General features: G+C 45.5%; 10 protein-coding genes. All 10 read right to left on the reverse strand.

What is annotated here, in order from left to right; all coding sequences use genetic code 11:
- Positions 1-2: 2 nt before the first annotated feature.
- The 10 genes from NST94_RS22735 to NST94_RS22780 all read right to left on the reverse strand — a co-directional run bounded on the left by NST94_RS22735 (position 3) and on the right by NST94_RS22780 (position 11,015).
- Positions 3-827 carry a hypothetical protein gene (locus tag NST94_RS22735; protein WP_036683797.1) on the reverse strand — a complete coding sequence of 275 codons (825 nt, stop codon included), beginning with the start codon at positions 825-827 and terminating at the stop codon, positions 3-5.
- Between the two features lie 110 nt (positions 828-937).
- Positions 938-2,071 (reverse strand): RNA polymerase sigma factor RpoD, encoded by a 1,134-nt coding sequence (gene rpoD, locus NST94_RS22740; RefSeq protein ID WP_036683799.1) that lies wholly within the window; start codon positions 2,069-2,071, stop codon positions 938-940.
- A 40-nt stretch (positions 2,072-2,111) separates the two neighbouring features.
- On the reverse strand, positions 2,112-3,947 hold the full coding sequence (dnaG, locus tag NST94_RS22745; RefSeq protein ID WP_232061436.1) for a DNA primase: 1,836 nt from the start codon (positions 3,945-3,947) through the stop codon (positions 2,112-2,114).
- A 24-nt stretch (positions 3,948-3,971) separates the two neighbouring features.
- The gene (locus tag NST94_RS22750; RefSeq protein ID WP_076103766.1) at positions 3,972-4,451 is read right to left on the reverse strand and encodes a DUF188 domain-containing protein; all 480 of its coding nucleotides are present in this window, start codon (positions 4,449-4,451) and stop codon (positions 3,972-3,974) included.
- A gap of 162 nt (positions 4,452-4,613) precedes the next feature.
- A complete protein-coding gene (glyS, locus tag NST94_RS22755) occupies positions 4,614-6,689 on the reverse strand; it encodes a glycine--tRNA ligase subunit beta (protein ID WP_280753447.1) in 2,076 nt (691 codons plus the stop codon).
- Positions 6,682-7,569, reverse strand: a complete 888-nt coding sequence (glyQ, locus tag NST94_RS22760) for a glycine--tRNA ligase subunit alpha (protein WP_036683820.1) — start codon at positions 7,567-7,569, stop codon at positions 6,682-6,684. The genes glyS and glyQ overlap by 8 nt, the downstream gene beginning before the upstream one ends.
- 420 nt (positions 7,570-7,989) lie before the next feature.
- Positions 7,990-8,745 carry a DNA repair protein RecO gene (recO, locus tag NST94_RS22765; RefSeq protein WP_339281319.1) on the reverse strand — a complete coding sequence of 252 codons (756 nt, stop codon included), beginning with the start codon at positions 8,743-8,745 and terminating at the stop codon, positions 7,990-7,992.
- 36 nt (positions 8,746-8,781) lie between these two features.
- Complete coding sequence (locus NST94_RS22770; RefSeq protein WP_076098533.1) at positions 8,782-8,925, reverse strand: YqzL family protein; 144 nt, start codon at positions 8,923-8,925, stop codon at positions 8,782-8,784.
- Between the two features lie 113 nt (positions 8,926-9,038).
- Positions 9,039-9,932: a GTPase Era gene (gene era, locus NST94_RS22775; RefSeq protein WP_036683823.1), complete on the reverse strand. Its 894-nt coding sequence runs from the start codon at positions 9,930-9,932 to the stop codon at positions 9,039-9,041.
- Between the two features lie 663 nt (positions 9,933-10,595).
- Complete coding sequence (locus NST94_RS22780) at positions 10,596-11,015, reverse strand: cytidine deaminase (RefSeq protein ID WP_076218336.1); 420 nt, start codon at positions 11,013-11,015, stop codon at positions 10,596-10,598.
- Positions 11,016-11,147 lie beyond the last annotated feature (132 nt).

Genomic DNA, 11,147 nt, shown 5'->3' on the forward strand with positions numbered 1-11,147 from the left:
GTTCATGTTGCCACCCACGTTATCCATTTTTTTCGAAACCCAAACAACAAAGCTAACCCTGCTGCAATCTTTAGGATCAGCATCAATGAAATCCACTGCGGATAATCCTGTCTTAATAAAAGAGCGTCAAGCTCTGGCATGATCCAAAGCGATACTCCCACTGCAAAATAAACACTGGCAACACCTCTTACCTTATGATGCAAAAGCCAGCTTAACCATACCATCAGCACACACAATGGCAGCCATAGGAACTCCAGTTCAAATATAGAGGCCTCCGGGCTTCTTCCACCGAAGAACCCTGCATACAGTAATGCCCAAAAAGCAAAACCACAGTACTGCAACAAACCTATCCGGAGTAAAAATCCCAAAATACACCATAACAAGCCGCAGCACCCAATTAGAATAGGCCTCCAGAGCTGAGGATCCAGATCATGCAAATCAATCAGCCATAGCCCAAAACCAAGCGTTAAAACACTGCCCAGCCCCGCTAGGATAAGACTGATAACATTGTTCCGGTCCTTATAAACGGCGGAGTATCCATAACAAATAATTAATACAGATAGTGCGGTTGCAAGTTGCAAAGGCCAGGGAAAAACGCTAAAATAAAGACTAATCAAGAAAATCAAGGAAATAATTCCAAAAGAAAACAGCCAAATTTTGATGCTTCCCTGCTGTAAATTTCTCAGCGAAATTGGATTGTTATCCTTATTCGCATCCTCATCGTCATACAGATTGGTTAAGAAATCGCAATACTGCTCTGGCAGCAACCGGCTTTTTCTCCAATACTGAATCTCTTTTATAATGATGTCGCGTTTTTCCAAATTCACTGGCTCATCCTTCTTTCCAGGTACACAAGGTCAACACATTTTTTACCAGCGTAAATTCAAATAAAAGAACCTCCTGCCACTGAGCAGCAGAAGGTCCAGTTCATGAAATACTATTCAAGGAAATCCTTAAGCCGTTTACTGCGGCTAGGGTGACGAAGTTTGCGCAATGCCTTGGCTTCGATCTGGCGGATCCGTTCCCGGGTAACACCAAACACCTTGCCGACTTCTTCAAGCGTTCTTGTCCGTCCATCATCAAGGCCAAAACGCAGACGAAGTACATTCTCTTCACGCTCCGTGAGCGTGTCCAGCACATCCTCCAGCTGTTCCTTCAGGAGTTCATAAGCCGCTGCATCCGCAGGAGCCAATGCTTCCTGATCCTCAATGAAGTCTCCTAGATGAGAGTCATCTTCTTCACCAATTGGTGTTTCCAAGGATACAGGTTCTTGGGCAATCTTCATGATCTCTCTAACTTTCTCAACCGTCAGTTCCATCTCAGCCGCAATTTCCTCTGGGGAAGGTTCGCGTCCCAGTTCTTGCAGCAATTGGCGAGAAACCCGAATCAGCTTGTTAATCGTTTCCACCATGTGTACAGGAATACGAATGGTACGCGCCTGATCCGCAATCGCACGAGTGATGGCCTGGCGAATCCACCAAGTAGCATACGTACTAAATTTGAATCCCTTGTTATGGTCAAATTTCTCTACTGCTTTGATCAGACCCATATTACCTTCCTGAATCAGATCCAGGAACAGCATACCGCGTCCGACATAACGTTTCGCGATACTTACTACGAGACGCAGGTTCGCTTCTGCAAGACGGCGTTTAGCTTCTTCATCGCCATTCTTAATTCGCATAGCAAGCTCAACTTCATCGTCAGCCGACAACAAAGGAACGCGTCCGATTTCTTTTAGATACATACGGACAGGGTCATTAATCTTGATCCCTGGTGGCAGTGACAGATCGTCATCAAAGCTGAAATCATCGCTGTCTTTATCCTCATTATCCTCACTTGGTCGGAGGCTGTTAACCTCTTCATCGTTCTCGTTTACAACCTCAATTCCCAAATCACTGAGTTGCTCGTAGAACTCCTCCATTTGCTCGGGGTCTTGATCAAACGGCGATAATTTCTCCATAATATCTTTGTAATTTAATGATGATCTTTTCTTACCTTGCTCAATGAGCTGATCCTTCACCTGATCCAAAGTAAATTCTGCTTCCAATTCAGTATGCTGATCGTTCGCCATAATTCGACTCCCTCCTCCCTAGGTACATCCTGTCAACATGTCATTGTCTCTCTAGGGCTATAATCTCACTTGCTATTTGTGCCGCACGCAAAAAGTCACCTGACTTTTCAGCCTGAATCATCTCTTCACGCTTCTGTTCCATTTTGCGTTGCAGTGGGTATTTCCGCACTTCACGGATACAATCATCTAGAACCTGCATATTCCAGTCCGGAGGGGTATCCATCATGGATATTGATGTCGCAGTTTTCTCCAGACGATCATCCTGAAGTGATGATAGAAACCGACTAATGCCGGGTGGTTTGCCTTGCGCGTAATAGGCATATAGATAAGCAGCAATTGCCGCATGATCAACGATGTTGAAATCTTCTCCGAGGCGTTCGCCCACATACGTGGCGGCTTCCGGGTCCTGAATCATAAAGGACAATAGACGCCGTTCCGCGACATGATAAGCGGGTAGTAAGGTCGGTGTCTGCACCTGCCCTTTTTTATGCCTACCATTATTCCACCTTTTGTCGTTATTATCCCCTTCAGGGATGTTTTTTTGCATCGATGCCCTAAGTAAATTACAATCCTGCTTCAAACTATCATATGAAAGTTCGAGTTCAGCAGCGATTTCCTTCAGATAAACCTCTCGCTCTGTTGAGGAATGCAGTGAAGCAATAACTTCTAAGGCTTCCTTGACATAGGCGATTTTGCCATCTTCCTCTAGGAGTATATGGTTTTTTTTCAGATATATAAGCTTAAATTTTATGGATGAAACTGCTGAATCAATAACCTGATCTTTAAATCTTTCTCCTCCATGCTTGGAGATAAATTCATCCGGATCCACCCCGCTTGGCAGTAAGGCGATCTTTACACGCAGGCCGCTGCCTTCAAGCATCGGAATGGCCTTCATGGCTGCTGCTTGTCCCGCCCGGTCACCGTCGTAAGACAGTATAATTTCATCAGCCAGGCTCTTCATCAGTGCCACATGACCCTCCGTCAAGGACGTTCCCATCGTTGCTACGCCGTTATGCACACCCGCTTCCCAGGATGAGATGACATCTCCGTATCCTTCAAACAGGACGATTTGTCGAGTTTTGCGAATGGATGCTTTGGACTGGTGCAAATTGTACAATATCCGGCTTTTGTTAAACAATCTACTCTCCGGAGAATTTAAATACTTAGGTTGACCCTCTCCAAGTATTCTTCCGGCGAATGCGATTACCTTGCCTGTACGGTTGGCAATCGGAAAGATAATCCGGCCACGGAAACGATCCAAATAGCCTTTGCCCTCACCGCGGGCTGACAGAAGTCCGCCTTTCTCCATTTCCGCAAGATCAAAATTTCGTTTCTCCAAAAACTGCAGCAAAGTATCCCAGCGGTCCGGAGCATATCCGATCTGAAACTGATCAATCATTTTATCACTGAAGTTCCGGCCTCTTAAATAGTCCATAGCGGCTTTGCCGTGTTCCGTGTTCTTCAGCAAGTAATGATAGAACTTTGCCGACCATTCATAAGCTTGAATCAACCGGTCGCGTTCCGGATCAGGAGGAGACATCATACCTCCCTTACCTTCTGGAACGGGAATATCACTTTCTTCAGCCATTATTCTGACAGCTTCGGGGAAGGTTAATCCTTCGATTTCCATCCTAAATTTGATGGCATTTCCACCCATACCGCAGCCAAAGCAATGAAATACTCCCCGGTCGGGGGTAACAGTAAAGGAAGGGGTTTTCTCCGAATGGAACGGGCAGAGGCCCCATAAATATTTCCCCTGCTTGGACAAATGAACAACCTTACCGACTGTATCGACTATATCATGACGCGCAAGCACGCTTTCGATAACCTCTTCCGGAATATTGCCGTGTCCGCTAGCCACTTCAACCACCTTCATCTCTTAACAAATAAATATAATTCGCTATTGCTCCACATTCTCCTGCAAAAGTATTAAAAGTTTTGTCAGTTTATGTTGAAAATAAGTTTTTTCTTCTGCCGTTATGGGTTTTGGACCCTTGGAATAATGTCCCCGTCTTCGTTCCACAGCCCTGGCATGTCTACCCTCCAGCATAAAATCCATCTTGAAATTGTCGTATTCCTGACCACGAAATGAAAGCACACTGCACCTTTTACCTAATGCAAGTGCCGCAAGACCATAATCTTGAGTCAATACCACATCTCCAGCAGTAATATGATTGGCAATATATAGATCGGCACTCTGATCTCCTCGATCCACCTGCACAACCGTTACACCCTCTTCAGCTTTCAGTGCATGGTCATAAGAAGATACCATAAGTACCGGAACACCAAAGGTGCGACCTACCTCAGCGATCTCTTTTTTGACCGGACAAGCATCCCCATCCACCACTATCGTTCTAGACTGGGACTTCTCCATGATCATCACCAATTTCCCGTGTAATATATATACGCCCTCTCCGCAAGAAATCCTTCTTTCTAAGCATAAATACGGAACGGATGTCAAATGACGCATTGGCACCGTTCCGTATATTTATACCCCAAACCAACATTCTATACCATAAGATTCAAATTTTCTTGATTAAAATTACCAGACAAGCTTCGCAAAATCAGCGAACGACTTGGAGTCAGCATCAATACCAGCAAGCAGAGCCAAACGGTTAGCACGCACTTGCTCGTCCTCCGCCATAACCATAACGGAATCAAAAAATGTTGTAACGGCGTCTTTTAGACCCGAAAGAATCCGAAGTGCTTCTTCGGCATTTTTTGCCGCCATAGCTTCAAGGTAAGGTGCGTGAAGCTCCTGCCATGTATTAAAAAGCTGCAATTCAGCATCTTCTTTAAGTAAAGCAGGATCAATCACTTCACTGGTTGCTTTACTTGCCAAATTACTGACACGAGTAAGCGAATCTACGGTAATCTTGAAATCTGCTTGGTCGGACACAGCAGCCATAAGAGCACGGCTTCTGCCCACAACATCTACCACGTCGTCAAAACCAGCCGCTGTAACAGCGTCCACAACATCATAGCGTACATTGTCAGATAAAAGACGTTTTACACGCAGACCGAAGAACTCGTACAGGTTTATACGTAGTTCATCTCCAGAATGTTTCGTATTTCCTGAATTTTCATGAATTTCAATCGCCGCTTCAAAAATTTCGCGCAGCGTAATTGGCAATTTATGCTCAAGCACAATTTGGACAATACCTGCAGCCTGACGGCGCAGGGCATATGGATCCTGAGATCCTGTCGGAATGATGCCGATGGAGAAGCAGCCAACAATCGTATCGATTTTGTCCGCTATGCTGACAACTGAACCTGCTTCTGTTGAAGGTACAGCATCTCCTGCAAATCGTGGCTGATAATGCTCGAAGATCGCTTTTGCCACAGTTTCAGGCTCGCCTGCTTTACGTGCATAATCTTCACCCATTGTTCCTTGCAGCTCAGGAAATTCATAAACCATTTGTGTTACAAGGTCGAATTTACAAATATCCGCAGTGCGACTTACTTCGGACACAGCAGAAGCTGATAGTCCAAGCTTCACAGCCAGACGATCAGAGATTTGGCGAATACGGCGCACCTTATCCCCTACGCTGCCCAAATTTTCATGGTAAACAATGTTCTCAAGCTTGGCTAACGCATCGTCAATCTTCATCTTTTGATCTTCTTGATAGAAGAATTTGGCATCTGATAGACGAGCACGAAGTACTTTTTCATTTCCCTTAGCGATAACATCCAAGGATTCTGCATTCCCGTTACGTACGGTTACAAAGAATGGAAGTAGCTTGCCAGCTGCATCAAAAACAGGGAAATAACGCTGATGCTCACGCATCGAGGTAATCAGCACATCCTGAGGAATCTCTAAGAAAGATGGATCAAAGGTTCCAAAGAGCACGGTTGGTGTTTCTACCAAGAACAGTACTTCTTCCAAAAGATCTTCTTTAATCGCAATCGTCCAGCTTTTCTCTTCAGCCAACTTGTTGATTTGATCCAGGATAAGCGTTTCCCGTTCCTTCACATCCACAAGTACATGCTGCGCGCGCATGCTCTCCACATATTGTGCAGGCTCCGAGATTACAGTCTCTGTACCCAGAAAACGATGTCCACGGCTCACATTACCCGCTTTTACATCCGTAATTTCCAAATCAATGATCTCTTTACCAAAAAGAGCAACCATCCAGCGAATCGGACGAACGAATTTAAAATCGTAAGCTCCCCAGCGCATGTTCTTCGGGAAAGTCATCGCATTTACAATACCCAGAAGTCCTTCTGTGAGCAAAGAAGCAGTCTCTACACCCGCACTATTTTTTGTGGCATAAATATATTCCACGCCAGCTAGCTCTTTAAATGTAAATTGCTCTGGAGATACACCCTGACTGCGGGCAAATCCTAGTGCAGCTTTACTCCAGTCGCCGTTAGCATCCAGCGCGATTTTGCGTGAAGGTCCTTTGACCTCTTCACTAATATCCTCTTGCTTCTCAGCCGCGTCCTTAACAAATACAGCGAGACGACGTGGCGTAGCATATGCAGTAACTCCAGCATGGTTTATACGTGCAGAATCCAACCACTTGGACATTCTATCTTGCAGCTGTTCCATCGCAGCACGGATAAAACGTGCAGGAATTTCCTCCAGACCGATCTCAAACAGGATATCTTTAGACACGGTCAGCACCTTCTTTCTTCAGCAGCGGGAAGCCAAGCTTCTCGCGTTCCTCAAGATATGTTGCCGCTACGGAGCGGGCAAGATTACGCACTCGGGTAATAAATCCAGTCCGTTCAGTTACACTAATTGCCCCACGCGCATCGAGTAGATTAAAGCTATGTGAGCATTTCAACACATAATCGTAGGCTGGAAACACAAGATGTTTCTCCATCGCTCTACGTGCTTCCTCTTCATACATGTTGAACAGCGAGAATAACATTTTTACATCCGATACTTCAAAAGTGTAGGTAGAATGCTCGAACTCCGGCTGATGAAAAACATCACCATAAGTCATACCGCTTACCCATTCAAGATCGAACACATTTTCTTTATCCTGAATGTAAGAGGCTAAGCGCTCCATACCGTAAGTGATTTCTACAGCAACAGGGTTAGCTTCGATGCCACCTACCTGCTGGAAGTAAGTAAATTGAGTGATCTCCATACCGTCCAGCCATACTTCCCATCCCAGACCCGCACAGCCCAGTGACGGATTCTCCCAGTTATCCTCTACAAAACGGATGTCATGCAAGAGCGGATCAATACCGAGTGCTTTCAAGCTATCCAAATAGATCTCTTGAATGTTATCTGGTGAGGGTTTGATGATTACTTGGAATTGGTGATGCTGATACAGACGGTTCGGGTTCTCTCCGTAACGACCATCGGAGGGACGACGTGAAGGCTCTACGTAAGCCACTCTCCAAGGCTCAGGACCTAGTGAGCGTAAAAAAGTCATAGGGTTCATCGTGCCGGCGCCTTTTTCTGTGTCATAAGGCTGTACGATGATACAGTTCTGTTCAGCCCAGAACTGCTGCAGTGTCAAAATCATCTGCTGGAAGTTCATAATACCGTCTCCTTCGCTTTACAAGTTTTTTACAACAGCTTGCCTAAAACTTTCTACCATGGAGGCGGCACTTTTAGCTCCTGACAGCAACAAAAAGCCCCCGCCCCCATGCCTGATTAACAGACATAGGGACGAGAGCTTAACTTATTCTCCCGCGGTTCCACCCTACTTGATTTCATACCTTGTATAAGCAAGTTTGCTGCCAAAACAAGAACGAAATCCACTTTCATTCGCCGCATTCGTACTCCCGGGTGCCATGTTCATGAACGTTGTCCCGCTAGGCTTCCACTGCCCCCAGCTCGCTGAATAACGACAATACAGTCCACTACTTTCCCGATCAATGCACGCCTCTCCCCATTTGGAGCATAACGACGATCATATAATAAACTGATCCTATAGTAACGGAAAAATCAGCTTTCGTCAAATCTTGTACTTGTCGAGCTGGTCCAGGAAACTTTGTGACTTCAGCTTTAATCCGAGTTGCACATCCATAAAAGCCCGCATAATTTTTTTCAGCTCATCCCGGCTGCTTTCCTTTACATCCACATTGCCTAGTCTAGTCAGGTCAAGTCTGGCGAATAATCGCAGCAGCTTCAACGCACGAGCAGAGACCTCCATGGCTGGAGGGTCATTATGTTTACAACTGCGGCACAGTGCTCCACCAAGGCGAGGGCTGACCAGCAGTTGATCATCCGGCTTCTCGGCACCACAAATTACACAAGAATCGAATTCAGGACCATAACCGGCTGCCTGTAAGATTTTCATTTCAAAGACATTTATGATAACGCCGGGTTCCTTGTCCTCTTCAAGTGCATTAAGACAGGCCGTAAGCTGGCGAAACCAGAAGCTTCCCGTTTCCTCATCATGCAGAACACGATCAAGCAGTTCACACGCATAAGACGCATAAGCAGCTTTGATCAAATCCTCACGCAGCGGATGGTGCGACTTCGTAATTTCGCCAGAATTCAGTGTCCCAAGTCCTCCATTATTTCTAAAAAAAACAAATTCCCCAACGGTGAACAGTTGGATCAATGCAGCATGGCGGCTTTTGACCTTCTTTGCGCTACGCACCAGAACCCCTACTTTTCCCGCGTTCTCGGTGCAAAGCGTAATAATTGCGTTCCCCTCGCCGTAGTCCATGCTGCGGATGACGATCCCTTCCACCCTGTGTAGCATGCCTCTTCCCCCAACCATTCGGCAAGCAACCAGTCCTTATTGCGCTTCTTCATCACAGGCCTTCTCTTCCTCCACTAGCTGTAATCCACTATCTTCAAGCGGATGGCCAGCTTCCTTATACAGCAGGTAAGCATCGACGTCTCCTGTCATTGCAAAATACTTCCACGAAAAGTTTCGCATTCGTATTCATCCTTTCTTGGGAAAGACGATGTCTCTTATCAAGAATTAGGATGGTGCGATGGAGCAGGTTCTATCCTTGCAATTCCTACCAAACGAGGAATAACGGAATTAACTTAAAGGTCTTTATGGAAGCCCAAATCCCGCAGAACGCGGTCCTGATTGCGCCAATCTTTTTTCACTTTTACCCATAGCTCCAGAAAAATCTTCGAACCCAGCAGGTTCTCAATATCTGTCCGAGCCCGTCTGCCGACCTCTTTCAGCATTGCCCCTTGCTTGCCGATAATAATTCCCTTTTGCGAATCACGCTCAACAAAAATAACAGCTGAAACATGCACCACTCCATTAGGCTCAACCTTCATATCTTCGATGGCTACAGCAATAGAGTGCGGCACTTCTTCACGAGTCAAATGCAGAATTTTCTCCCGGATTAATTCCGCGCAGACAAATTGCTCGGGGTGATCCGTGATTTGATCTTCCGGATAATACTGAGGGCCTTCCGGCAAGTACTTGGCAACCTGCTCTAACAACGTGTTAACATTGCTGCCCATCTTCGCAGAAATCGGAATAATTTCGGCAAAATCATGCAGCTTGTTATATTGAGCCATAAGCGGGAGCAGAGCTTCCGGCTCTATTTTATCGATCTTGTTGAGCACCAGAATCACCGGTGTCTTCAGACCATTTAATTGCTCGGCAATGTAACGGTCTCCACCGCCCAAGCCCTCTGACGCATCCACAAGGAATAACACAGCTTCTACTTCACCCAGTGTACTCATTGCAGTCTGGTTCATGTAGTCGCCTAGCTTGGACTGTCTTTTATGAATTCCCGGTGTATCCAGGAATACGATTTGTGAAGTGTTTGTTGTGTAAACACCATGGATTTTGTTTCTGGTTGTCTGTGGCTTATCCGACATAATGGCAATCTTCTGGCCAATGACCTGGTTCATGAGTGTTGATTTACCTACGTTTGGTCTGCCGATAATTGCGACAAAGCCTGATTTGAATTTCATATTATCTTCCTTCCATACTTACCTTCTAAATTTGCGTTTGAAAATCTTTTAAGATCTTTTTCGATCCCCCTAAATCCCCCTTAGCCAAGGGGGACCCCAAGGGCCCCGGCCCTCTGGACACCCGGAAATGGGCGCACCCGCAACGTTCGGCGGGATTAGAGGGACGGTCGTGCGTGAGCGCTTGTGTCCCCTGTTGGGGACACACTTCACTGTCGCTTATTAACACGGTTCGCATTAAGCTCACCATAGATAAAGATTACTGAGATGCAGCTTACAGTCAGGGTTCAAGTTACGATGTGCAAAGAATCGCTGGCGGCTTTTGCCGCGGCGCTTTACCTCGTAATGTTACTCTAAAAACACATAGTTTGCACCAGTTTAGCCTAACTTGGTAGAACTAGAACACTTTTAATTGTACTTTGTACAACTAATTTTAGGTTGAGTTTATGTTTTTGGTGTTTAGTTGTATTTTGTGCAATTAAATCCTGTCTTAAGAGCCAAACATGGACTTTAGCATAAATTTAATTGTACTATCTGCAACTAAATTCATTTTTGTGCGAAAGAGTAGCAATTTAACTGTACATTGTGCAATTAAAGTAGCTACCCTCGTCTAACTATGCCTGATTTGCCTTTAAACAGGCACAGGCATTAAACCAAAACCTCATTTTATTCTGGAGCTTGTCCTTGCTTCAGATCTACGGGACCAAAAGCGCCTGGAAGCAATTCTCCCACCGTAGTCTCAACGATATCACCCTTCATATTCCCAAGAATAACCTTCATATCCGGCGAACACAACTCAATCATTACTTGCCGGCACACACCGCAAGGTGAAACGGGGCCGTCAGAGTCAGCTACTACGGCAATTGCTTTAAAAGAACCAATAGCGTGGCCATCCGCAATCGCACGGAATAGTGCTGTCCGTTCCGCACAGTTGGTTGGGCCAAAAGCAGCATTTTCCACATTACAGCCGTGGTGAATATGACCATCCTGATCAAGAAGGGCAGCGCCCACTCCGAATCGGGAATATGGAATGTAAGCTTTTGCTCGTGCTTTAATCGCCTCTTGCATAAGAAGAGTAGAATCCATATTTTGACCTCCTAAAGTTTTGTTTAGCATTACTACCTTTTATCACTACAACAAAACCCACTTCGTAAGCATTTGCTTAGTTTTGTGAGTATTGACTTCATTGATTTTTCTTCGCACAAAACTCACTTTGTA

This window comes from Paenibacillus sp. FSL H8-0282 (assembly GCF_037963825.1).
In the GTDB taxonomy this organism is placed as follows: Bacteria; Bacillota; Bacilli; order Paenibacillales; family Paenibacillaceae; genus Paenibacillus_AQ; species Paenibacillus_AQ odorifer.

Coding starts and splice junctions, on each gene's coding strand:
- rpoD (WP_036683799.1), bottom strand. CDS start 2,071: ATGGCGAACGATCAGCATACTGAATTGGAAGCAGAATTTACTTTGGAT.
- dnaG (WP_232061436.1), bottom strand. CDS start 3,947: ATGAAGGTGGTTGAAGTGGCTAGCGGACACGGCAATATTCCGGAAGAG.
- NST94_RS22750 (WP_076103766.1), bottom strand. CDS start 4,451: ATGATCATGGAGAAGTCCCAGTCTAGAACGATAGTGGTGGATGGGGAT.
- glyQ (WP_036683820.1), bottom strand. CDS start 7,569: ATGAACTTCCAGCAGATGATTTTGACACTGCAGCAGTTCTGGGCTGAA.
- recO (WP_339281319.1), bottom strand. CDS start 8,745: ATGCTACACAGGGTGGAAGGGATCGTCATCCGCAGCATGGACTACGGC.
- NST94_RS22770 (WP_076098533.1), bottom strand. CDS start 8,925: ATGCGAAACTTTTCGTGGAAGTATTTTGCAATGACAGGAGACGTCGAT.
- era (WP_036683823.1), bottom strand. CDS start 9,932: ATGAAATTCAAATCAGGCTTTGTCGCAATTATCGGCAGACCAAACGTA.
- NST94_RS22780 (WP_076218336.1), bottom strand. CDS start 11,015: ATGGATTCTACTCTTCTTATGCAAGAGGCGATTAAAGCACGAGCAAAA.